19 protein-coding genes and 1 pseudogene are annotated in these 24,276 nt (G+C 53.5%); 8 read left to right on the top strand and 12 right to left on the bottom strand.

Translation table 11 applies throughout. From position 1 onward, the window contains the following. Positions 1 to 6: 6 nt before the first annotated feature. The 4 genes from TY09_RS12710 to TY09_RS12695 form a co-directional block, all read right to left on the bottom strand. On the bottom strand, positions 7 to 843 hold the full coding sequence (locus TY09_RS12710) for a carbohydrate ABC transporter permease (protein ID WP_020072773.1): 837 nt from the start codon (positions 841 to 843) through the stop codon (positions 7 to 9). 4 nt (positions 844 to 847) lie between these two features. Beyond that, entirely contained in the window at positions 848 to 1,726 is an 879-nt protein-coding gene (locus tag TY09_RS12705) for a carbohydrate ABC transporter permease (protein WP_020072774.1), read from the bottom strand. A gap of 84 nt (positions 1,727 to 1,810) precedes the next feature. After that, on the bottom strand, positions 1,811 to 3,106 hold the full coding sequence (locus tag TY09_RS12700) for an ABC transporter substrate-binding protein (protein WP_027103886.1): 1,296 nt from the start codon (positions 3,104 to 3,106) through the stop codon (positions 1,811 to 1,813). 5 nt (positions 3,107 to 3,111) lie between these two features. Then, complete coding sequence (locus TY09_RS12695) at positions 3,112 to 3,804, bottom strand: FadR/GntR family transcriptional regulator (RefSeq protein WP_042435034.1); 693 nt, start codon at positions 3,802 to 3,804, stop codon at positions 3,112 to 3,114. Between the two features lie 690 nt (positions 3,805 to 4,494). Here TY09_RS12695 and TY09_RS12690 point away from each other — a divergent pair. Further along, positions 4,495 to 5,685 carry an iron-containing alcohol dehydrogenase gene (locus TY09_RS12690; protein WP_411918596.1) on the top strand — a complete coding sequence of 397 codons (1,191 nt, stop codon included), beginning with the start codon at positions 4,495 to 4,497 and terminating at the stop codon, positions 5,683 to 5,685. Positions 5,686 to 5,711: 26 nt separating this feature from the next. Then, on the top strand, positions 5,712 to 6,077 hold the full coding sequence (locus tag TY09_RS12685) for a VOC family protein (RefSeq protein ID WP_042435028.1): 366 nt from the start codon (positions 5,712 to 5,714) through the stop codon (positions 6,075 to 6,077). 56 nt (positions 6,078 to 6,133) lie between these two features. On the opposite strand, the gene TY09_RS12680 is transcribed toward TY09_RS12685, so the two are convergent. Beyond that, positions 6,134 to 7,786, bottom strand: a complete 1,653-nt coding sequence (locus TY09_RS12680) for a sigma-54 interaction domain-containing protein (RefSeq protein ID WP_042435025.1) — start codon at positions 7,784 to 7,786, stop codon at positions 6,134 to 6,136. 333 nt (positions 7,787 to 8,119) lie between these two features. Here TY09_RS12680 and TY09_RS12675 point away from each other — a divergent pair, with 333 nt between their 5' ends. The 3 genes from TY09_RS12675 to TY09_RS17990 are packed head-to-tail and all read left to right on the top strand — an operon-like array spanning position 8,120 to position 11,542. Beyond that, on the top strand, positions 8,120 to 9,766 hold the full coding sequence (locus TY09_RS12675; protein ID WP_042435022.1) for a BCCT family transporter: 1,647 nt from the start codon (positions 8,120 to 8,122) through the stop codon (positions 9,764 to 9,766). Beyond that, entirely contained in the window at positions 9,747 to 11,288 is a 1,542-nt protein-coding gene (locus TY09_RS12670) for an HAL/PAL/TAL family ammonia-lyase (RefSeq protein ID WP_042435019.1), read from the top strand. The genes TY09_RS12675 and TY09_RS12670 overlap by 20 nt, the downstream gene beginning before the upstream one ends. Continuing rightward, the gene (locus TY09_RS17990; protein WP_009059703.1) at positions 11,285 to 11,542 is read left to right on the top strand and encodes a hypothetical protein; all 258 of its coding nucleotides are present in this window, start codon (positions 11,285 to 11,287) and stop codon (positions 11,540 to 11,542) included. The genes TY09_RS12670 and TY09_RS17990 overlap by 4 nt, the downstream gene beginning before the upstream one ends. A gap of 1,705 nt (positions 11,543 to 13,247) precedes the next feature. Here TY09_RS17990 and TY09_RS12660 read toward each other — a convergent pair. The 3 genes from TY09_RS12660 to TY09_RS12650 are packed head-to-tail and all read right to left on the bottom strand — an operon-like array spanning position 13,248 to position 16,965. Continuing rightward, complete coding sequence (locus TY09_RS12660) at positions 13,248 to 14,495, bottom strand: ABC transporter permease (RefSeq protein ID WP_042435013.1); 1,248 nt, start codon at positions 14,493 to 14,495, stop codon at positions 13,248 to 13,250. Beyond that, positions 14,492 to 15,226 (bottom strand): ABC transporter ATP-binding protein, encoded by a 735-nt coding sequence (locus TY09_RS12655; protein ID WP_042435010.1) that lies wholly within the window; start codon positions 15,224 to 15,226, stop codon positions 14,492 to 14,494. Before TY09_RS12655 ends, TY09_RS12660 begins: the two co-directional genes overlap by 4 nt. Then, entirely contained in the window at positions 15,223 to 16,965 is a 1,743-nt protein-coding gene (locus TY09_RS12650) for an efflux RND transporter periplasmic adaptor subunit (protein ID WP_042435007.1), read from the bottom strand. Before TY09_RS12650 ends, TY09_RS12655 begins: the two co-directional genes overlap by 4 nt. Positions 16,966 to 17,380: 415 nt before the next feature. On the opposite strand from TY09_RS12650, the gene TY09_RS12645 reads away from it, so the two are divergent. After that, entirely contained in the window at positions 17,381 to 18,130 is a 750-nt protein-coding gene (locus TY09_RS12645; protein ID WP_042435004.1) for an MBL fold metallo-hydrolase, read from the top strand. 82 nt (positions 18,131 to 18,212) lie between these two features. On the opposite strand, the gene TY09_RS12640 is transcribed toward TY09_RS12645, so the two are convergent. The 4 genes from TY09_RS12640 to TY09_RS12625 all read right to left on the bottom strand — a co-directional run bounded on the left by TY09_RS12640 (position 18,213) and on the right by TY09_RS12625 (position 23,351). After that, entirely contained in the window at positions 18,213 to 19,421 is a 1,209-nt protein-coding gene (locus tag TY09_RS12640; protein WP_042435002.1) for a cofactor-independent phosphoglycerate mutase, read from the bottom strand. 79 nt (positions 19,422 to 19,500) lie between these two features. Next, positions 19,501 to 20,049, bottom strand: a complete 549-nt coding sequence (locus TY09_RS12635) for a hypothetical protein (protein WP_242841496.1) — start codon at positions 20,047 to 20,049, stop codon at positions 19,501 to 19,503. A gap of 872 nt (positions 20,050 to 20,921) precedes the next feature. Then, positions 20,922 to 22,616, bottom strand: coding sequence for a phospho-sugar mutase (locus TY09_RS12630; protein WP_042435000.1), 1,695 nt, complete (start codon positions 22,614 to 22,616; stop codon positions 20,922 to 20,924). A gap of 267 nt (positions 22,617 to 22,883) precedes the next feature. After that, a complete protein-coding gene (locus TY09_RS12625; protein ID WP_009061872.1) occupies positions 22,884 to 23,351 on the bottom strand; it encodes a metallophosphoesterase family protein in 468 nt (155 codons plus the stop codon). A gap of 234 nt (positions 23,352 to 23,585) precedes the next feature. On the opposite strand from TY09_RS12625, the gene TY09_RS12620 reads away from it, so the two are divergent. Then, entirely contained in the window at positions 23,586 to 23,843 is a 258-nt protein-coding gene (locus TY09_RS12620) for a hypothetical protein (protein ID WP_042434997.1), read from the top strand. 17 nt (positions 23,844 to 23,860) lie between these two features. Beyond that, a pseudogene (locus TY09_RS12615) lies at positions 23,861 to 24,276 on the top strand (hypothetical protein); the annotation flags it as partial.

The following is a 24,276-nucleotide window of genomic DNA, read 5'->3' as shown; positions in this document are numbered from 1 at the left end:
TTACAATTAACCCTTCACGGCCCCCGCGGTCAGGCCTTCCACCAAACGCTTTTGCGCGAAGAAGAACATGATGCAGACGGGGATGATCGTTATGATTCCGCCGGCCGTCAGAAGATCCCACTGAACCCCCAGCTGGCCGATCAGATTTTTCAGAGCCACAGGAATTGTGCGGTTCCGCTCGTTGGTGAACATCACGGCGAAAGTGTACTCATTCCAGGAGGTCATGAAGATGTACACGCCCGTAGCGACAAGACAGGGCACCAGCACGGGAAAAATGATGCGTGTAAATGCCTGCGCCCGGTTGCAGCCGTCTACCATGGCGGCTTCCTCCAAAGACAAGGGCAGGTCGTTGATAAAGCCGTTCAAAAGCCATACCGAAAACGGGATGGTGAACGTGGCATAAGAAAGCACCAGAGAAGCGGGAGTGTACAGAAGGCCCATACTACGCATAATAGCATAAAGGGGGATCAACAGCAAGACCGTGGGGAACATGTTATTGGTTAAAAACAGAACCATAAATGCTTTTCGGCCGGCAAAACGGAAACGCGAGAAAGAATACGACGCCAGCATCGAAACGGTCAGGGTGATCAGTGTGGTAATGATCGCCACCACAAAGCTGTTGCCCATGGGCTTTAAAAAGTTAAAATCCACAAAAAGCTTTCTGTAGGATTCAAATGTCAGGTTATGGGGCCAGTAGGTGACTACACTGCCGTACAGCTCTGCTTCCGGTTTGATGGAGGTGACAAAGGTCCAGTAAAACGGGAAGAGCAGAAACAGCAGCATCACAAACAGAGGCAGGTACAGCAACAGAAAGTTTTGCATTGGTGTTCTTTTATGCTGCATAACGTTACGCCTCCTGATTCGCAAACATATTTTTTAAATACGGAATCGCTACCAGCAGCAGCAGGAATGTGAGCAGGAGCGACATGGTCGACGAATAGCCCAGGTTCAGGGCGTTCGCCTTGTTGAATACATAAACGCTCAGCGTCTGCGAAGCGTAGGCGGGCCCGCCGCCCGTCATGTTGAAGATCACGTCCACCGAGTTTGCCACCCAGATGATGCGCAGCAGCGTGGTGACGAAGATCGTGTTTTTAATGGCGGGAATCGTAATGCGGAACAGCTTCTGGAATCCCGTGGCGCCGTCGATGTCGGCCGCCTCGTACAGCTCACCGGGCACGCCCTGCAAGCCCGCCAGAAGCATCAGGGCAAAGAATGGGATCCCCTGCCAGATGATCGTCAGAATCACCGACGGCATTACTGTGGATTCCTGCGCAAGAAATGCAATCGGCTCATGAATCAACCCAACCTTCATTAAAAGGTCATTCAGCACGCCGTAGCTGCCGTCATAAATCCAGCGCCACATCAAACCGATGAGAACGCCGGGGGTAACCCAGGGAATGAGACTGACCGCGCGTACCACACCGCGGCCGCGGAAGCTTTTGTTTAAAAAATTCGCCAGAATAAAGCCAAAAACAAACTGGAAACCTACGCCGAAAACAACCCACAGGATTGTCCTCCAAAGGGATGCCCAGAACAGCTTATCCTGCAAAACATCAATATAGTTGCTCAAACCAACAAAACCGATGCTGCTTGGTCTTCTTAAATCATAGCTTTGAAAGCTCATTAAAATCGCGTTGAGCGCAGGGACTAAAACGACCGCGATAATAATCAGCACCGCAGGCGTGATGAGCAAATACGGCCAAATATTCGTCTTTTTACGCTGCACTGTATTTTCACCTCTTTGAAAGAATGGGGCTGCGGCCATGCTTGCGCCCGGCCGCAGCCCGCGTAGCCCATGTGTCTTCAGATTTTATTTTTTGCCGTACAGGCCTTCTTGCAGGGTCTTCATGGCGTCAGCGGCGCTCTCTTTGCCGGACAGGGCCGAAGCAACCGTGTTGGGCCAAATGGTGCTGATCCACTCGGTGGTGGTGTCTTTGATCGGGATAATGCCCGCATACGACTGGCCCTCGATGGAAGCCTTCATAAATTTGTCGTCCTTAAACTCAGGTAGTTCCTGTACCGTTTTGCTCACGGGCACGTTGCCGGTGATCTTGCACCATTTCTCCTGGCCTTCGCCGGCTGCCAGATAAGAGACCCACTCAAAAGCGGCGTCCTTGTTCTTGCTGGCCTCGAAGATCACGTTCTCGGTGTCGCCCATGGAGGTCCACTGGCCCTTGCCCTTGGGGAACGGGAATGCGGCAACGTCGTCGCCGAAAGTCTCTACCATGCCCTTGGAAGATCCGGTGTGGTGAATGGTCATAGCGGTTTTGCCGGACTTAAAGTTTGCGATGATCTCGTTAAAGCCATCCTGTGTTGCCGTGGGCGGTACATAGCCGTTCTTGTACAGATCGATGAAATCCTGCATGCCCTGAACAGACTCGGGGCTGGTCAGATTTTCAAAGCTGCCGCCGCGGCCGTAGATGAAGCTGCCCCAGGGCTCCTGACCACCCTTCGCGCCGCGCATGCCGAAGCCGTAAACATCGGTTTTGCCGTCGCCGTTGGTGTCCATAGTGGTCTTTTTAATTGCCTCGAGGAATTCCTCATAGGTCTTCGGAACCTCTACGCCTGCCTTCTTGAAGATGGACGGACGATAGTACACATACAGCACCTGAATGTTCCAGGGCATGACATACAACTTGTCCGAGCCGCCGGCCTGCTTCATAATGTTGTAAATGTTCTGGTCGATGTCGTCCTTTTTCTCCCACTTGGCAACGTAGTCGTCCAGGTTGGCCAGCAGGTTGTTCGCGGTGAACAGCGGGGTTGCCGTCAGCTTCCACGCCGCGGTGTCGGGCCCGCCGCCGCCCATAACGGCATTGAACAGGTTCTCGCTGTACGCGCCGCCGTCCCAGGGGTATTCTTCTGCCTTCACTGTAATGTTGCTCTTGTTGGATTTGTTGAAGTCCTCAACAATTTCCTTCATTTTGGCGGAGTAGTCGGAGCTGTCTGCCCAGTACCAATGGGTAATAGTAACCGGTTCGCCGCCGGCCGCCTGAGACCCCGCCGCGCTGGATGAGGCCGCGGGCTGTTTGGCGCAGCCGGCAAACGATGTGACTGCCATTGCGAGCGCCAGGGTAAGTGCCAGTACTTTTTTCCTTTTCACTTTCATTCCTCCTAATATTTGAGCTGAGAATCGTCCATGGCCTGCAAAATGTGCCGCCGTGCCTCTTCCGCCGCGGCGTCCGGATTCTTATCCCGAATTGCCTCGAAAATGCGGATGTGAGCCTCGATGGCCCGCTGATGCGTGCCAGGAACATTCATCGTTTCGAGATAACCCTCCCGAATCGATTCACAGATTAAAGGCAGAATGCGCTTTAACACGTCATTCTGCGTGCACTCTGCCACAGCCGTATGAAAATCCACGTCGCGGGAAGGGTACTCGAGCCCATTGATGCGCTCCGCGGTTTCCATCTCTTCAATTGCCTGGCCGAGCCTGTAAAGATTCTCGCTGGTGGCCCTTTGCGCCGCCAGCCTCGCGATTTGCGGTTCTATCAGAAGTCTGCTTTCCAGCAGGTTTTGAAGCAGTTTATTCGGATTTGCAAAATGCAGCCCCAAAGGGTCGCTTTTGAGTCCGGGGCTTTCCGTAATAAAAGTGCCTCTCCCCCTGTGAATTTCAACAATATTATCGGCGATCAACAGCTTGACCGCTTCACGCACAGTAGAGCGCCCCACGCCGAACATGACCGCCAGCTCTCCCTCACTTGGAAGACGATCGCCGGGCTTCAGATTTTTTTCCACAATCATTTCCTTCAATTTTTTGGAAATCAAGAGGGGAAGTTCTCTGGTCCCAAACAAAATTTGACTCATGTCCACACTCCTCGGTTTTCGCTGCGCTGCGCATTCTGTCCCTCCCGGACGAAAGCTGCGTTTCATCAGGTTTTTTGTGCAAATACACAAATTTGACGATTTGATTATACCAAACTCAAAATCGAATTTCAAGACTTTTTATAATTATATTTATTTTTTGGACATTAAATTATCAAACAGTGCTAAAAATCCACCAAACGTCATGTGACGTCTGACGACTGACATCCGATTAGATTTTGGCACTATCACCTGATTTATCTGCGAAATTCACATGTTCCAAGCACACCTATTCTACTGTTTTCGCTATTTTTCATCCGCACTCGCGTTTTCTTTTCACCTCCATTCTTTATTGTCTGCAAGCAGTTCAAAAACATACAGACGGTATTTTCTCACGTCAGTCTGATGAAAAATACAAAGCAGAGAAAAATCGTGCAGGATCAGACGGAAAACAAAACGAAAAATCCCGCCTGTTTATGAAATTGAACTTTGCGGGCCAACGCTGAAAGTAAAATTGTTTCATCATTTATTTAGAAAACCTTTTGCGGCTGCGCAGCTTTTCCAACAGCCCGCGGCGTATTTTGCCGCCCAGCGGCAGACAGGCGCTCTTTCGCTTGACTTTGCAGGTTCCCACGATATAGAATAAGAGCAGAAATTGCACAAAACGAAAACTGGAGCGTGAAAACAGAAAGGGTGTTCATTTTGGAAAGTTTCGTGTATCAGGTCCCTACCAAAGTCATTTTCGGAAAAGACGCAGAGCTTCAGATCGCACCGGAAGCCGCAGCCCGCGGTGTGAAACGGACTCTTTTGGTATACGGCGGCGGCAGCGTTGTCAAAAACGGACTGCTGGCCCGGATGGAAGAGTCCCTGGCGAAATCCGGGATCGAGGTGCAGACCCTGGGCGGCGTACAGCCGAACCCCAGGCTTCAGCTGGCCCGAAAAGGCGTGCAGCAGGCGCTGGAATTCGGCGCAGAGCTGATTCTGGCTGTGGGCGGCGGCAGCGTGATCGATACCGCGAAGGCCATCGCGATCGGCACGGCGAATCCTGATACGGACATTTGGGAATTCTGGCTGCGCCATCAAACCGTAACAAAAGCCCTGCCGGTAGCCGTGGTGCTCACCATTTCTGCAGCAGGCAGCGAAACGAGCGATTCCGCTGTTCTCACCGATGATGAAACCAACAATAAGCGCGGGCTGAACAGCCCGTTCAACCGTCCGGCGTTTTCGGCGCTGAACCCCGAGCTGACCATGACGCTGCCCAAATTCCAGATCACCTGCGGCACGGTGGACATCATGATGCACACGATGGACCGCTACTTTAATCCAGTCATGACCAACCAGGTGACAGACGAGCTGGCCGAGGCCCTGCTGCGGGTGGTCATTCGCAACGGCCCCGTCGCGCTCGCAAATCCGCACGATTACAACGCCATGAGTGAGCTGATGTGGGCGGGCAGTCTCTCCCACAATGAGCTGACCGGGCTAGGCGCGAGGAAGGACTTCGCTCCTCACCAGCTGGGCCATGAGCTGAGCGGCAAGTTCGATGTGGCGCACGGCGCGTCGCTCTCCGCGATCTGGAGCTCGTGGGCAACGTACACCCGCACCACAAATCCCGAGCGCTTTGCCCGCTTGGGCAAAAACGTGTGGGGTCTGACCGGCAGTGATACGGAGGAGCTCTCGAAAGCCGCGATCGAAGCGGCCGACCGTTATTTCCGTTCGCTCGACATGCCCACCAACTTCACCGAGCTGGGCATCGGCGTGCAGACGGAAGAGGTCATTGAAGAACTGGCCTGGCGCTGCTCTTTCCAGGATACCCGCACCATCGGCACCTTCCAGAAACTGAACCGCCAGGATATGGCGGAAATTTACCGTCTGGCAAATCGATGACCATCTGACCGAGAAGGAGAAGCTTTATGAAATCTACTTTTCTGCATTTCAATTTCAATGTGTTCGACCTGGAAAAAAGCCTGGCTTTTTACAGCAAGGCGCTGGGCCTGACAGAAAAACGCCGCAAAACGGCAGCGGACGGCTCGTTCATCCTTGTGTACCTCACCGACGGTTCCACCGATTTCGAACTGGAGCTGACCTGGATGCGCGACCGCAAGGAACCGTATAACCTGGGCGACAACGAGATTCATCTGGCCGTGCGCGTACCGGATAAACAGGAAGCCTACGAGCTGCACAAAAGCATAGGCTGCATCTGCTATGAGAACCACGAAATGGATTTGTACTTCATCAACGATCCCGACGGATATTGGATCGAAATTCTCGACCGCTGATTCCGCTCCCGCAAAACAAGCGACCCCCGCCGGCTGAGCCGGCGGGGGTTTTCTCTCTACTGAATAATCCCGTACTTTTTCATGCGGTACTGCAGGCTTTGGCGGCGCAGGCCAAGGCAGTCGGCAGCACGCGTAATATTGCCGCCGTAATATTCCAGAACCGCTTTCAACACCTGACTTTCATAGGAATCCATCGTGTACTGCAGATCGTGGTGCAGCCAGCTTTCCTCCTGATGCTCCCCGGCAGAAAGAATCTGCGGCTTCTGAATGTCCTGCAGGTAGCGCGGCAGATGGGCGACCCCGATCACCGGGCCGTCCACAACATTCAGAGTAAAATCCAGGACATTATAAAGCTCACGTACATTTCCCGGCCAGCCGTACTGAGAAAACAGCGCGATCACATCCGGGCCGATGCTCTGAATGGATTTTGCGTATTTATAGGACTTTGCCGAGATATATTCCTCCGCCAGCTGCGGGATGTCCTCCGGATGCTCCCGCAGCGGCGGCAGATCAATCGTCACGGTAGACAGGCGGTAGTACAGGTCCTTGCGCAGAACGTTGTCCTTCAGCAATTGTGCGGGAGGCTCGTTGCAGGACGAGATAAAGCGGATGTCCGTCTTTTGATCCTGGCTGCCGCCGATCCGGCGGAAGGTACCCTCCTGAATCACGCGCAGCAGCTTCGACTGCATCGTAAGACTCATGGAATTCAGCTCGTCGAGGAACAGCGTGCCGCCGTCGGCTTCCTCCAGCAGGCCGACGGAGTTGGTGCTCCCCGTAAAGGCGCCCTTCTGGGTTCCGAAAAAGACTCCCTCAATCAGCGTGTCGGGGATCGCGGCACAGTTGATGGCCACGAATTTTTTATCCTTTCTCAGGCTGAATCTATGAATGCTCTGGGCGAAAACCTCTTTTCCAGTTCCGGTCTCCCCTACCAGCAGTACGCTGCTGTTCTGAACCGCCACTCGTTTGGCAAGATTTACCGCATCAATTAACTTCTGCGAAGTGCCGATAATGTTACTGAAGGTGTACCCCGAAAACCTAGCAGGGGGCAGCTTTTCTCCCTGATCGGTCAGAGCGGCGCGTATTTTTTCCAGCCAGGCGATCTGGGCCTGAATCACCTCAAGATTCTGCTCGAAAACCACTACCCCCGCCAGTTCCTTGTTCTGAAAAATCGGGTATCCCGTGTTGACCGAGGCCACGCCGCTGCCGGTCGTCGTCTTGAACGTATCAAAGCGATTCAGAACAGGCGCGGCTGTTCTCAGGCACGTCAGCACGGTGCTGATGGACTCGTCCAGATCATACATATCCAGCAGATGCTTTCCCCGCACAGACAGGCTGTCGGGAATATCGGAAATCTTTCTGCTGTTTTCGTTGAGATACACCAGGCAGGCATCCTTGTCATAAATCTGCACTCCGTCCGTCACCCTTTCCAGCGCGGACTGGTACAGGAAATTGACATCCGTATGCTTTTTCAGGTAGTAGACCATCCCGCGGCCCGAGTCCCAGCGAATAAAGTCAAAGAGCTCGCCGTTCCAGCTCAGTTCTCCCTGGTTCCGGCTGAAATCCGTCTGAGAAAACAAAATGGAGAACGGCTGGTGCAAAAACGACGACCATATATGCGCGCAGCTGCTCTTCGCCGCCATGTCCATCCATTCAAAAGATTGAATCCGCTTTTCCCGATCCAGAACAATAGCGACATCGGCCATATTCATAACTGGCACCTCCCCGGCTTTTCAGATGATGGAAAATCACTTTCCTCAAATCATAGCACAAGGCGTTCGGCTGGTCAATGAGTGCAAAATGGCTTGCCGAAGTGCCAAATAATTTGGCACTTATTCAGAAAACAGCCCGACAGTCACTTTTTTACTTTACCGTAAAAGCGGCCTAAACTGCGGATTTTTTCTGTATCATTCTGTTTTTTTCTGTATTTTTCACTTGGCACGGAATGTGCTACTATACCCATTGCTAGCAAAAAAGCCCTGTACCAAAAGCATGCGGATACGGTTCAGGGATCCACAGGTTATTTTGAAAAGGAGGAAAACAGAATGAAAGAAACCGAAACCAAGCAGAAAAAGCCTCTCAAACTGGGGGTTTTCATCCCCTCGTTCGTCATTACCGGCGGCGCAGCTATCCTTGGGCTGGTAAACAACGAGTGGCTGACATCGGCAACCTACACCGTTTTTGAATGGTCTTTGAGAAATTTCGCATGGCTCTACCAGATTGTCGCGATGTTCACCCTCATCATGATTGCCATTATGGCCTTTTCCCGAATCGGAAAAATCCGGTTTGGCGGCCCGAAGGCCAAGGCCAAATACTCCTTTGCGTCCTGGTTCGCCATGATACTTACCGCCGGCATCGCGACCGGCCTGATTACTTACGGGGCCAACGAGCCGCTGATCTATTTTGGGAACATATACGGCGAGCTCACCGCCTCGGGCATCGCGCCCGGCACGCCCGAAGCGGCGTTCTTTGCAATGGGCCGTGTGTTCTACAACTGGTCGTTTATCCCTTACGCCATGTATGCTCTTTCGGGAGTCATCATCGGGTATTTATACTATAACCGCGGGCAGGAGCTTTCCGTATCCGGCTCCCTCACTCCCCTATTCGGGCCGAAGGTAACGCAGGGCCTCCCGCGCAACGTGATCGACACCCTGTCTGTTCTGGCTATTGTTCTCGGGCTGGCCTCTTCCCTCGGCGCGGGACTCGCTCTGGTAGGCAGCGGCTTACAGTCGGCCTATGGCATCGCACAGGGGCCCATTCTCTGGTTCGCCCTCGCAGCGCTCATCACCGCCGCTTTTACCGTTTCTTCCGTTCAGGGCATTGACAAGGGAATCAAATGGCTGGCCGACCTGACCTCAAAAATCTTTTACGCTCTGGTCGCCGCCCTCATTCTCATCGGGCCGACTCTGTACATTCTGAACATGATGAACGTTGGCATGGGCTACTGGCTGGATCATTTCTGGTCCTGGGGCCTTGATCCCTATGTGATGGGCGGCGAAGCGCTGGTCACCTGGTGGACGATGTACGACTGGGCCATCTGGATCGCCTACGCGCCGCTGATGGGTATTTTCTTCGCCATGATCTCTTACGGCCGCACGATCCGCCAGTTCCTGGTCGTCAACTGGATCGCTCCCGCCGTTTTCAGCATCGTGTGGTTCAGCATCTGGGGCGCCACCGCCCTCGACTGGCAGACCTCCGGCGTTGCGGATATGGTTTCCATCATTCAGCAGAACGGAGCCGTAGCCGGAATATGGGAATTCTTAAAGCACATCCCGCTGAGCGCCGTATTTATCCCCATTGTCATTATCACGCTGATTGCAGAATACGCCAATACCGCCAACGGCATGGCAACTACGATTTCTTCCATCTGCACAAAGGGTTCGCGCCACGATGAAGAGCCGGCCACCTGGCTGAAAATTCTCTGGGGCGTCACCATCGGCCTGATTTCCGCGATTATGGTGGCATTCGGCGGCGGCGAGCAGGGCGTTGACGGCGTCAAATACCTTGCGGCCTGCGGCGGCTTTGCCGTTCTGTTCGTGTTTGTCCTTCAGGTAGCGTCTACGTTCAAGGTGTTCTTCCTGGATAAGGAAACGAAGAAGGATATTGTAGATAGTGAAGATTTAATCGAAGGAATCGAAGAAACCGAACAGGAAGCCGGAAAGGAGAAAGCCCGTGCAGAAGCCTTATCTTAAAAGCATCACGCTGGGACCCGATATTACGCTGGAGGATCTGGTCAGCGTGGCACGCCACGGAGCCAGGGTAGAATTTTCTGAGGACTACCGGGAGCGGGTCAACCGTTCCCGGGCCCTGGTGGAACAATGGGTAGACCAGAATCGCGTTATGTATGGTGTTACCACTGGCTTTGGGGCTCTGTGCACAAAAGCAATCTCTAAGGAAGAGACAGCCCAGCTGCAGCGCAACATTATTCTTTCGCATTCCACCTCCGTAGGCGAGCCGCTAAAGCAAGAGCAGGCCCGCGCGACCATGCTGATGGTTTTACAGAATCTGGGGCAGGGTTACAGCGGAGTGCGGCTGGCCGTACTGGAAAAATACCGTGAATTCCTCAACCGTAACCTCGTCCCGTGGATTCCCCGGGAGGGCTCGGTGGGCTATCTCTGCCCGGAGGCTCACATGGCACTGGTGCTGATCGGCGAGGGCAAGGCCTATTTTGACGGCCGGCTGCTCCCGGGCACCGAGGCGCTGGAGGAAGCCGGGATCGAGCCGATCGAGCTTTGCGCAAAGGAAGGTCTCGCACTGATTTCGGGAACAACCTCCGCCACCGCGCTGGCCGCGCTGGCCCTGTACGATCTGCTGGGCGCCGCCAAAGCGGCGGACGTGATCGCCGCCATTACCCTAGAGGCCTCGAAAGGGCTGATCCGGGCCTTCGATGACAGAGTGATGCGGGTTCGCCCGCACCCCCAGCAGAGCGAAACAGCCGCCAACATCCGCGACATTCTGGCAGATTCTGAGGTGATCGATCACTGCCGGAACGCCCGTATTCAGGATGCGCTTTCTCTTCGCTGTGTGCCGCAGCTGCATGGGGCCGCCAGAAAAACTCTGCTAGATGCCCGCAGGACCCTCGAGATCGAGATCAACTCCTGCTGCGACAACCCCATCATCTGGAGCGAACCGGGCGAGGAAGATGTGATTTCCGCCTGCAATCCCGATTCCTCCTACGTCGGCATCGAAATGGACAGTGCCTGCATCGCGGCAACGTGTCTTGCCAAGATGTCGGAACGCCGCAATAACCGTATGATCGATGAAACACTGTCCGGCAACCCGTGGTTCCTGATTAAAAATCCGGGCCTCAATTCCGGGCTGATGATTCCCCAGTACACGCAGGCGGGTCTTTTGGGCGATATGCGGATGCTCTCTACCCCCTCCACGATCGACAACACCTCCACCTGCGGCAATCAGGAGGATTACGTGGCGATGGGCTACAACGCCGCGAAGAAATCGGTTCAAATTGCCGAAAAGCTGGAATACATTCTGGCGATCGAGCTGCTCTCCGCGTATGAGTCGCAGGTATTTCTCGATCCGACCCTTGCGCGCAGCCCTGTAACAGCAAAGATACTGGCCGAGATCGGCCAACATGTCCCTACCATCGAACAAGATGTCTTTTTACACCCGCATATTGAATTCTTGCGAAATTTCATCCATTCCGGAAGATTGGCTGAAATCGCCGAACAGGCCATCGGGAGGTCTTTATTATGAAAAAACAGGCTCAAGAAATCGTAAAAATGGATTTGGCAAAAATCTTTTTCACGCCGCCCAACACCAAAAAAGAAAGAATCATTTTGATTTTGATGATGGTGATCACCTTTATGATTTTCTTCGGCCCGATTTGTTTTTCAGACATTCCCCCGCTTCGGGCCGTTCTGCTCGCCTGTATGCCCACGCTCTCCGTCTCTTGGGGAGTGATGATTTTACTGCGTGCACGATTCCGAAAAAAAGATTTTTGCAAATAAATTCATTTTTTACAGCAAACAGCGCTGCCCTATCATGGGCGGCGTTATTTGCTTTTACAATCATCTTGTGGAATGGCGCATTTTTTCTGTGAGTTGCCTCACATGGAAATTCTGCTGGCGCAGGTTTGCCCCTTGTGCCGGGGAGAGCCTTTTTATCATAATTTAAAAGAGTGACTTTTCAGCAGGCGCTCCGCCATAGGGTTCCTGCCGGCGCAGGGCTCGCCCTTCGTGTGGGCGGCTTTTTCTCTTTTATTTTGATAGGAAAGAGCGCGTTTTTTTTGTGAGTCTCCTCACGTGGAAATTCTGCTTGCGCGGGCTTGCCCCTCGTGCCGGGGCGGGCACTTACTTTCGCTACGAGGCGAAAGTAAGCAAAGGCTCGCCAAAGGACACCTTTGGAATCCGTTTGGGGAACAAGCCCTGACTGTACCAACAAAAGCTATCTGTAAGGCGCTCCAATGAAAATGCCCACTCTCCTAGCAACAGAAAATCAAAAGCTTAGCGCTTCGTCCGTCGGCGGGCATTTTCAGAGCGCTCTCGTTAGCCCGCAGCTTTTAAAATGCGGCTTCGCCGCATTTTTTTGTTGGCTTAAGAGCACTTTCCGTACCAGTTACAGACGTGAAAGCCTTCCTTACACACCCGCTTCACGCGCAGGCCGTGCCTGTGCGTGAAACAGAACCAGAGCGGGAGCTTCTCTCGGTTTCCAAAGGCAGAGCCTTTGGTCGTTGAGAGGGGGTTCGTCAAGAAAGGAAGGGCCCACCCCGGCCCAAGGGGCAAGCCTGCGCCAGCAGGCAAGCTGCGCCTGCACGCACATCGCGAAAAAACCTGCAAAAAAAATAACCCGCTCTCTCGCGAACGAAAAACTTCCGTCAAATAAAAAAAGCCCGCCCCGGCCTGAGGGACAAGCCCTGCGCCAGCAGACAAACCGCGTCTGCACGCACATCGCAAAAAAAACCGCAGAAAAAACAGCCTTACAACTTCTCGTTGAATCAATTAAGTTTTCAACTATCAGTTAACAATTTGTTGAAAACCTTCTTTCCTTTGAATTTGCGATGCGCTTACAGACTCAGCCCGCAAACAAAAAAAGCGCCGGATTTCCAAAAAACCCGGCGCTTTTATTAATGATGTGATAATTTTTCTCATTCTTATAATTTATCTTGCAATCTTCCCCATAAAATGGTATTCTCATTCTGTAAGGTACGATTAAGTGCAAAGCGGGAACGGGGTGCTAGCACCACCCCGCCCCCTGCTACGGAGACTACCCTCCATAACAACAGCTTTCGCTGCGATTTGCAAGCACAATTATAACCCATTTTTCCCCTTTTGTACAGGGGGGTGCCTTTAAATGGGTTTTCCGTCCGGGTTGTGTATTGCACTTATATAGTGGCGCTGTGTTATGGGAGTCCCTTTTCGAGGGAATGATCCGTAACCAGTGCTTTTTTGTTGCCTTACAGACAAGGCAAAGCGGGCCGGGTTTCTGTGAAAATTGAAATGTCAATCCGAATTCCCAATGATTGATCTGCCTCTCTTAAAAACCGCAGGCCTCTCCCCAGAGCTATGTGGTCCCGGCTCCGCCGCGCCGCTGTCTGTAAGAACGCAATTGCTGCACACACCGTCCGTGTGCGGATTCACCCACAACAAAAATCCTCTCCTGAAAACAGGAGAGGATTTTTTCTGCCCCAAAAGGCTTTCTGATCAAATCTTGCTTTTACTCATAACGCAGCGCTTCGATCGGGTCGAGCTTTGCGGCCTTGTTGGCGGGGTAATACCCAAAGAACAGGCCGATCGCCATAGAGAAGCCGACCGCCACCGCAATAGAGGCAATCGTCGGCACCACCGGCTGACCGATCAGCACTCCTCCCAGATACCCCAGCGCGCCGCCGGTTATAATTCCCAGCGCACCGCCGATCACACAAATGATCATCGATTCCACAATAAACTGAATCCGGATCGCGCTGTCTTTCGCGCCCAGCGCCTTGCGGATACCGATTTCACGGGTACGCTCGGTCACGGATACCAGCATAATGTTCATAACGCCGATGCCGCCTACCAGAAGCGAAATCCCTGCGATGACCGCGATTGCCAGCGACATGGTGTTCATGATATTGTTCATTTCCGTCAGCTGAGAATCATAGCTCATGGCGCGCACCATGACCGTCTCGTTATTCGAGTACCACTGGTTGAAAAACTCCTGGCTGTCCAGGCTGGTTTTTGAATAATCCGAACCCATCAGCGCGCTGACCGTAAAGGAGGAATAGCCGTCATTGGTGTTCAGAATCCGCGTGGCCGCGCCGAGGGGCAGGTATAGATTCGTGGTATCGGTAACGCCCATCATCGCCTGCATGGCCTCGTTGCCAACCGACACATCCTCGTAAATCCCTACCACGGTAACGGTCTCACGGCCTGTATCCAGGCTCACCTTGATCTGCTCGCCCAGCGGATTGGAGTTGCCGGGGAACAAAATCGCGGCCAGCTTTTCCGAGATTACGGCAAGATTATTGCCGCGCTGCACATCGCGATCCGTCAGAAAGCGTCCGCTTTTGATTTTGATGTTGCTCGTAACGGCGTAGCCCGGATTGACCCCCGACACATTCACCTTATAGGTTTCACCGCGGAATTTGATCGTACCGGAGCCAACGCTGCGCGAAAGGCCGATGCCGTTGATCCGGTCCTTGAACCGATCCTGATACTTCTCGATCATATCGTCGGTCATCAGGTCGTCCGAATCCATCGAGATGCTCCTTGCGTTATCGCGAGGGGAAACATACACCTCAATGTTGGTAATACCGAAAGTTTCCAGCGCGCTGCTGACCGAATTTGTCATTGCCGAGCCAACGGACGAGATCGCGATTACAGAGCCGATGCCGATGATGATACCCAGCATGGTGAGCAGGGCACGCATTTTGTTCGCGACCAGCCCGGCTACTGCAAGGCGAACGTTTTCCATCAGATTCATACGGCCGCCTCCTGTTCCGGGCGGTGTACGTTTCCGCGATTATCCACGTCGCTGACAATGTAGCCGTCGCGGATGGTGATGATGCGGTCTGTTTCCTCGGCCAGCTCCTGGTTATGGGTAATCAGCACGATCGTTTTCTTCTCTTTCTCGTGAAGCGTGTGAAACAAATCCATTACCAGGCGGCCGGTGTAGCTGTCGAGCGCACCGGTGGGTTCGTCGGCCAGGATAATGGAGGGATCGTTCGCCATGGCGCGGGCAATCGCCACACGCTGCTTCTGGCCGCCCGAAAGCTCATTCGGCATGTGGCGGGCCCGTTCCGACATCTCTACCAGCTCCAGCAGCCTTTTCGACCGCTCCACCCGCTTTGCGTGGGGAACGCCGGCATACAGCATCGGCAGCTCCACGTTGCCCAGCGAAGTGGAACGCGGGATCAGGTTAAAGGTCTGGAACACAAAGCCGATCTTGCGGTTGCGGATGTCGGAAAGCTGATTGCTCGGCATGTCGCGGGTCGAAACGCCGTCCAGCAGGTATTCGCCGGAGGTCGGGCGGTCCAGCGCGCCGATCAGGTTCATCAGGGTCGATTTGCCCGAACCGGACGCGCCCACGATGGAAACAAATTCGCCGTCGTATACATTCAGGTTGATGCCATGCAGAATCTCAAGCTCATTGGGCGTGCCGAGATAATACGTTTTGATAATGTCGTGCATTTCGATGATGGTTTTCCCGCTCATGACGAAGCCTCCCCGGAAGCGCCGCTCACCGCGTCCGCCAAAGCCGACGCGCCGTTTGTCACCGTAATGAGCAGCCCGGGCGACATGGATTTTGCATCGGTGATCACCGGCGTTCCAGCCGTGAGGCCCTCACCGGAAACCTCTATGGACAAGTCGGTCTCAAGCCCGGTCTTGACCGGGATCGCCACCGCCTGATACGTGTCATCGGCCTGTTTTTTCGGGGTATAAACAACGGTTTCGCCCTTCTCGTTCGTGGTCAGCGCATCATAGGGCACCGCCAGAACGTCGGCCTTTTCCTGTGTGATGATCTTCGCGTTGGCGCTCATGCCGATGCGCAGGGGTGTGTTCGGCGTCTGGATCAAAACGTCGGCTTCAAACTCCACATTGCTGCCGGTCGCAGCCGCCGCGGCAGCCGTGCCTGTCGCGGCACTGCCCGAGCCGACAGCGGCAGGGGCGATCTTCTGCACGATGCCCTCGTACTCCACATCGCCGGTGGCGTCCGCCGTAATGACAGCCTTCATTCCCTCTTTGATGGAAGGCAGGTCGTATTCCTTCACCTTCACCTTTACCTGCAGCCCCTCTGTGTTCTCGATCGTGAACATCAGGCCGGTCGCGGTCGCGTTTTCCTCCGCGTAGACGGCGGTAACCGTTCCGGCGGCGGGCGCGGTGACAGTGCATTTCTTCAGGTTATCGTTGAGGGTTTGAATCTCTGCCTGCAAAGATTCCGTGTTCGCCGCTATTTTTTCCGAGGTAACGGCGTCCTTGGCGCTGTCCAGCGACTGGCTGGCCGCGGTCTGCGCCGCTTTGAGCGACTGCACGGCACTGTCATAGGCAAGCTGCGCATCCTCAACCGCTTTCACATAATTCTTCATCTTGTCTGTGGAGGCGTTCTGCGCGTCGATGGTAGCGGCATTGAGTTCTTTCTGCGCGGTCTTGTAAGCAAGCTCCGCATCTTCATATTCCTGTCTTAATTTCTTTATTGAAACAAACTGTTGAGTGTTCTCATCAGTAAACCCGTTATTTTCCTCAAAATCGTCAATTTCCTTTTGCTTTTTATCTATCTCATCCTGACTGGCACCGCTTTGCTTCAGGTCTTTAAGTTCATCCTTTAAATCGTTCAGCTCGTCTTTAAACTCCTTTTTCGCCTCGTTATATTCTTTTTCAGCCCGATCAAACGTCGTCTTGGCAGAATTTACTTTGGCAGTTGCCGACACCAGCTGGTTTTTCATTTCCTGATCCACCCGGGCCTGGTTGACGTCGCGGTCGTCAATCGCCTTACTGAGCGTGCGCTGGGTATTTGTCACCTGATCCTGCGCAGTGTTGATCTGGGTGTTGAGTCCCTGATCCAGATTGTTCTTGGCATCCTGATAGTTTTTCTCTGCGGACTGAATCCGCTGCTGTGAGCTTTCCGAACCGGTACGCAGAGCAATTTGCTTTTGCTGCAGGGTATTATGTATGTCGGTATCGTCCAGCTGCGCCAGCAGCTGCCCGGCGGCGACTTTGTCGCCCACCTTCACCGGCACACTCTCAATCGGGGCAGACACCTCGGCATACACATAAACCGTATCGGTGCTTTCCACATTGCCGCTGGCTTCCACGGTGCCGCGCAGCGTCTGTTCGGCCAGCGTCTCAGTCTGAACCGGTGTAGGCGTCGGTCCCTTCTGGGAAAAAACCGCAAACGCTGCTGCGATTCCGATCACCACAACACCGGCAATAATGATTACTTTCTTTTTTTTCACGGCGTTATCCTCCAATGGAAAAATGCGAACCTTACGCTCATTTGTATTACTCGATTAGTACAATAATACACTAATTTTTCGATAAAATCAATCGATTTCAATTATGGGAGCGCGGCTCATCATAATTTTACAGAATAGTCATAATTTCGCAACAGGCGCCCTGCACCCTGCGAAAATTGTTAATGACATTAACTATATAATAAGAGTATTTATTTTGAATGTCAAGGCAAAAGTATTTGAAAGAAATACCATATGGGGAAAACGGTAGTTTTCTCCGCAGCCTTTTTGTGGTAAAATAGCTGCAAAGCAGGTGGACCCCGGCGGGTTTGAGGCCGCTAACACATCGCGGTGCAGGTGAAAGAAAATAAAAAAAACAGGATGGCGCTTGCACCCCAGGATACAAAGGAGGAACCCCATGAAGCTGCAAGGATGGTATTTGTATAACAGCGCGTTCGTCTTAAAGACGGAAACCCATTGCTTTATTTTTGATTATTACCCGTATGCAGGGGAACCGCGCACCGGCTCTCTGGATTCCGGCCGGCTCGATCTTCAGCAGATACGCGAATTTGGCCTGCCTGTAACGGTATTCGTTTCTCACGCGCACTATGACCATTTTGACAAAAGTATTTTCACCTGGCAGGAAGAGCTTCCGGGGATTCACTATGTTCTTTCCGATGACGTTCCCGCTCCGCACGGCCTTTCATCCGATTTCGTATTAACGGTTCGAGCCGGTCAGCAATACGAGTGGAACGGCCTGGTGATCCGCACGCTGCTGTCTACCGACGAGGGCGTAGCGTTTTTGATCCGCATACCGGGCGCTGTCATCTACCATGCCGGCGACCTGAATTTCTGGGACTGGGAGGGCGAAAGCGACGCGTACCGCCGCCAGATGGAACAGGATTACAAAGAGCAGATCGACTGCATTGCGGGGGAACAGATCGATCTGGCGTTCGTCCCGCTGGACGGACGGCTTGAGGGAACCTACTGGAAAGGGCTGGACTACTTGATGCGTGCAACGGATACCCGCCACGTCGTTCCGATGCACTTCCGCGATCAATATGAGGTATTTGACTGGCTGCGCCGCCAGCCCGAAGCACAGGACTATCTGAACCGGGTGCAGGTGCTCACCCATCAGGGCCAGCCGTTTCTCTTTGACGTGGAATAACGCTGCCCCAAAAGAATGAAAAGCGCGGAAAGGGAGTACCCCTTCCGCGCTTTTTTACGCAGGAAATCCCGCGAAGGCGGAATCATCCCTTGATGAATTTTTCCATGAGCAGGTGGCCCGTGTCCACACGCAGACCGGTCGCAGCTGCGGATTCCTCCGAGAAGCAGTCTACGCCGGGGCATTCCTTGCTTTTGCGGTAAATCAGGAACGGCACAGGGTCGTTCGTGTGGGTGCGCAGCGCCAGCGGCGTCGGGTGATCCGGCACCACCAGAATGCTGTAATCGTCGTACTGCTCCATATCCTCGAGCAGCAGCTTCAAAATCCGGCCGTCAATGTATTCTATGGATTTTACCTTATTCTCAATCTCGTGGCGATGCCCGCACTCATCGGGGGCTTCCACATGAATGTACACAAAATCCTGGCCGTCTGCCAGCTCTTTCAGCGCGGCCCGCGCCTTGCCCTCAAAGTTGGTATCGATATAACCGGTGGCGCCCTCCACGTGCACCACGTGCATGCCGGAAAACTTGCCGATTCCCTTGAGCAGGTCGACCGCCGAGATCATCGAGCCTTTCAGGCCATATTTCTCCTCGAACGGAGAAAGCTGTGCGCGAACGCCCTCGCCCCAAAGCCACATGCTGTTGGCCGGGCGCTGACCGCGCGCCACACGCGCCTGGTTCACCGGGTGATTTTTCAGCAGATCATACGATTTCACCATCATATCATACAGTTTGGCCGCGTTGGGGTGCGTGGGAATATACTCGCGGATCGGCTTGCCGGTGATATCGTGCGGCGGTGTCAAAGTGCCGACTTCCAGCGTGCCGTTATTCCAGATCAGGCAATGACGGTAGCTGACGCCGCTGTACAGTCGGAACTCCTCACTGTCGAAATGCTCCGCCAGATATTTGATCAGGATTTCCGCTTCCTCGGTGGAAATATCGTCGGCACAGTAATCCAGAATCGTCTTGTCGGCGTATTCAGGCTCGTCCGAAAGCGTGACGAGATTGCAGCGGAACGAAACATCCGTGGGCTTCATATCGATGCCGATACTGCCTGCCTCCAGAGGAGAGCGGCCGGTGTAGTAGACTGCGGGGTCGTATCCCAGAACCGACAGGTTTGCCACGTCGCTGCCGGGCTTCAGGTGATCCGCCACCGTCTTGACCAGGCCAACCTGTGACTTCTTTGCCAAAGAATCCATATAGGGCTTGCGGGCGGCCTGCATGGGGGTTTTTCCGCCCAGCTCCTCAACCGGATAGTCCGCCATTCCATCGCACAACAAAACTACGTATTTCATAGAGAGTTGTCCCTTCCGTATGATTTAGAGTTTAGTCTATTCTAACACAATCCGCACCGGATTTCAAACCGTTCGGCAGTCATAACCAACCGTGGCCGTAAATTCCGCCGACCAATTGGATCACAAGCGTAACGGCATAGATGGCGCCGCACAAGGGCAGCCTGCTTTTGCCCGAAATCGGGAGCGACTGATGCAGCGCAAGCACACCGGCCAGCAGCCCTAAAGCAAAGCCCAAAACGCCAAACAACAAAAGACCCGTCGCCATCAGCACCGGAATCATTACCGTGGCCCAAACGGGAATCAGCGACATCGGCACGTACGGCTTGCCGGATCTCAGGTAAACGCCATCCACAGCCACGTCAACAGAATTGCCCATCGCCGTGATCCGGATATCCTTGCCGTCCACAGACAGATCCTCGTCGATCACCCGAACAAACTGATTCTTGCTTTTCGCGGCGCGCCGTTCGCCGTCCACATGCACCGTGGCGCGAAACAATCCAAATTTAATCCCGACCTCGTGCGGCTGACCGTCTACGGTAACCGTCCAGTTTCGAAAGCCGTCCATTCCATTTCCTCCGTTCTGCCGCAGGATCAGGGCTGCGCCCTCCCCGCAGATACTTCTTGCCATCGTATCGCATTCATTATACTACCGGCAGCATTCCTGCGGCAATAGGGAGACTTGATTCTGCTTCCATAAAACAGCAAAAAGCCCGCAGGCAAAACTCTGTTTGCCGCGGACAAATAAAAAAAGCAGCCAAGATTTCTCTTTGCCGCTGAATGATCGTTTCATTATACAGACCTTACCGTTCCGGCCTATCGCCGGCCCGGTATGCTTTCGCATGGCGCTGATTCCAATATTTCGCGCAGACTCCGTTTGTCTATCCTGTATAACTTGTTTATAGTATAACCCCACTTATCCGATTTGTCAATAGTCTATTTGCAAATTTACTTATATTTAACAAATAATTAATATTCATCCCTATTTTCACAAATTCTGCCCGCTCCCCTCTTCGTGCCATAGCGAAAAATTGTTCCTTTTTTCAGCGTTGATTTGAAAGGTGAATTTTTCTATGACTTGTCTCACATAAAAATTCTGCTGGCGCAGGCTTGCCCCTCGTGCCAGCAGAATTCACACGGGCAACCCATAAAGATAAAAATAATGCTTACAAGACGAAAGGCTACTTCCGCGCAAAAACAGCCAGCGCACGCGCGACGAATGGAGCGCGAAGCGGAAACTTTTATCTGAGCTGCCCCGCGACGTATGTGCAGGTTTAACCTGCAAAAAAGCAGCTAAGATTTCTCTTAGCTGCTGAATCATCTTTTCATTATACAGACCTGGCCGTTCCGGCTTCTGCCGGCCCGGTATGCTTTCGCATGGCGCTGATTCCAATATATCGCGCGGACTCCGTTTGTCCGTCCTGTATAACTTGTTTATAGTATAACCCCGCCTATCGGATTTGTCAACGGATTAATCTGTTTTTTCACAAATTACACAAAACCTTAAATTCCAAGCAGCTTCGGTGACGCTTCTTTCAGCTTACCGATGATCTCAAGAGCCTCTTCCCGATGCGCGCCGCGTGCGGAAAGATAAATCTTGATCTTCGGCTCAGTACCGGAGGGACGCACCATCAGCTTGCAGCCGTTTTCCATGCGATACTCCAAAACGTTTGATTTCGGCAGATCAATGGGACTCTGCTCCTCGCCGTCAAAACGAATCCTGGTCTCATAATCGCTGTGGCCGATCACGCGGTAACCCGCAATCTGCTCCGGCGCGGCTTTGCGCAGCGCATCCATCATACCGGACATCTTATTCATGCCGTCCTGTCCTTCAAACGCGAAGTTCAGCAGATCGTTGATATAATAGCCGTGTTTTTGGTACAGATCGCCCATTGCTTCCACCAGTGTTTTACCCTGGCGCTTGTAATAGAGCGCCATTTCGCAGATCAGCATGCTGGCATTTACGGCATCCTTATCGCGCACATAGCTGCCCGCCAGATATCCGTAGCTTTCCTCGTAGCCGAAAATAAAGCGGTCCCGCTCCCCTTTGGCCTCCAGTTCCCCGACTTTTTCACCGATGTATTTGAAGCCGGTAAGCACCTTGAACAGCTCGATCCCATATTCCGCCGTGACCGCCTCGTTCATATCGGTGCTGACGATTGTGCTGACCACCGCCGGGCGCTCCGGCATGGTGCCATTCTGACGTCGCATGCGCGCCACAAAATCCAGCAGAAGAACACCGACCTCGTTGCCGTTGAGCAGCACGAATTCGCCATTGTGCCGCACGGCGATGCCCACGCGGTCGCTGTCGGGGTCAGTTGCCAGCAGCAGATCGGGCTGCAGGCGCGCGCTGAGGTCGAGTCCCTTTTGCAGCGCCTCGCGGAATTCCGGATTCGGATAAGGGCAGGTGGGGAAGTTTCCGTCCGGCTCGGCCTGTTCGGGAACGACCGTAACATCGCTAATGCCGATTTCTTTCAACACGCGGGTCACACACATGCGTCCCGCACCGTTGAGCGGCGTGTAAACCACCTTCAGGCCGCCATCGATGTCGCGGAGCAGGCTCTGGCTCTTCACGGCCTCTATATACGCATCCGCTACCTCCTGCGGAATCGTCCTAATCAGGCCCTTCTCCACGCCTTCCTCATAAGAAATATGTTTGACGTCGCTGAAAATATCGAGACTATTGATCTCCTCCAGCACGCGGTCGGCCATTTCCAGCGCAATCTGGCAGCCGTCGCTGCCGTACGCCTTGTAGCCGTTGTATTTGGCGGGATTATGGCTCGCCGTTATGTTGATGCCCGCGTCACAGTGCAGGTAACGCACTGCAAAGGACAAAGCGGGAGTGGGCATCAGCTCGGGATACAGATGAGCCGTAATGCCGCTGGCCGCCAGAACACCTGCGGCCTCCCTTGCAAAAAGCTCGGAATTGATCCGGCTGTCGTGGGCAATTGCCACCGCGCCGCCGGGTTTCTTTTTATTCAGATAATTCGCGAGGCCCTGGGTTGCTTTCCGCACGGTGTAAATATTCATCCGGTTGGTTCCCGCGCCCAACACGCCGCGCAAGCCGCCCGTTCCAAATTCCAGATCGCGGTAAAACCGGTCGTTGATCTCCTCCGGCTGATCGGCAATGTCTTCCAGCTCCTGAGTCAGCTTCGGGTCTTCCAAAGGGGTATTGCGCCATCTCTCATATTCTGTCATATCCGGTACGTTCCTTTCCTTTCGCCCGATCAAAAGACGTTATTTGTATCATCCTTCTACTTGAAAACAAACCATTGATTTCCCCCCCTGCCTGCAGCAGGGAAGAAATCTCCGTATTCCAGTAAGCCCTTTTTCAAGTTGGATCATCTATCCTTAGAGTAGCATCGGCACACCATTTTGTCAATGCGAAACAAGGCGGCAAACCTGACGTCTTACCCACCCGTACGAAAGCCCTTTTTGCCTCTGAATTTCGAGTTCTCTTCCACCCTAATTCGCACGGATCACATTCGTTACCACGCCCTGCGGCGTCAAATCCACAATGCCGTAGCTGGCATCTGCTCCGCGCAGAGAACCCGGATTCATCACGTACAGTCCGTTATCATACTCCGTGTATGGTACATGCGTATGCCCGAACAGCAGAATCGTTGCTTTTTGCAGACGTGCGGCCAGCTTGATTTCATCCAGTGTGTATTTTACATTGTACAAATTACCGTGGGTATAGAAAATCTTGCGGTTTTCCAACTGGATTTCCCCCAGCGGGGGCAGTGCGGATCCCCAATCGCAGTTGCCGCGCACCTGTAAAAACATCTTTTCCGGATGGACAAAGCGTTCATCCTCCATGTCGTCGCACCCATCCCCCAGATGGATCACCACCTCGGCCTTCGGCTGCGACAAAATCACGCGGTGCAGGGTCTGCCGATCTCCATGTGTATCTGACACAACTAAAATTCTCATGGAACCTCCTTCTATCACAATGCCGCTTTTTACTCAACCAGTTTTACAGTTCTTTTCTGATCAACAGCGGTAAAAGAACCGCCAATTGAAAAAAGTATTGTCCTTTTCTTCAAATCGGCGTTTCGGGTTCTTTCCCCGCCGAAGACGGAGGCAGAACTGCCGATTTTAAAGTGTTTTGTGCTTTAACTTTCATATCCCGAACCTCTCATTCATATCATAGGAAAAGGGGTGATAATGATGCAATCGAACCAATCCAACCAAGCCAACGAAAAACAGCTTCTGCTGAATCTGCTTGCGCAGCGCCTTGGCAAAAGTCCGGACGAAATCATGCAGTACGCGGAAAACGGAAACCTGCCCGCTCTGATGCAAAACATGAACCCGAATGACGCAGCTACACTGCAAAAGGTGCTGAACGACCAGCAGGCAATTCAAAAGCTGATCAGCTCACCGCAGGCGCAGGATTTGATGCGCCGCCTGAACGGACAGAAATAAGAAAAGGGTGTGAGGGTATGGATGATCTCACCAGCAAAATCAACGAGCTGCTCAGCGACCCACAGGCCATGCAGCAACTGAATAGTCTGGCGGCCTCGCTGGGGCTGGGGAATTCCACACCTAACACCCCCACGCCTCCGGGGCAGAACGCACCTGCCGGCAATAACCCTCTTCAGGGGCTGGACCTGAGTAGTCTGGCCGGTCTTTTGGGGAATGCCGGTTCTGCCGCCCCGGGCGGCGGAAACATACCCCAGTCCCCCGGTGCGCCCGGCGGGCTGGATACCGCAAAGCTCAGCTCGCTGCTGTCAAGCCTTGGCGGCGCAGGCGGCCTGAATGCCTTGTCGGGCCTTCTGGGCGGCGGGGGCGATGGCGGAGGAGGACTCGGCGCACTCGCCGGCCTTCTGGGTGGAAACGGGGGCGGCGGAGGACTCGG

The sequence above is a fragment of the Faecalispora jeddahensis genome (assembly GCF_000577335.1).
Classification (GTDB): domain Bacteria; phylum Bacillota; class Clostridia; order Oscillospirales; family Acutalibacteraceae; genus Faecalispora; species Faecalispora jeddahensis.
Note: the sequence above shows the minus strand (reverse complement) of the source record. Positions and strands in the feature narration are given on the sequence as shown.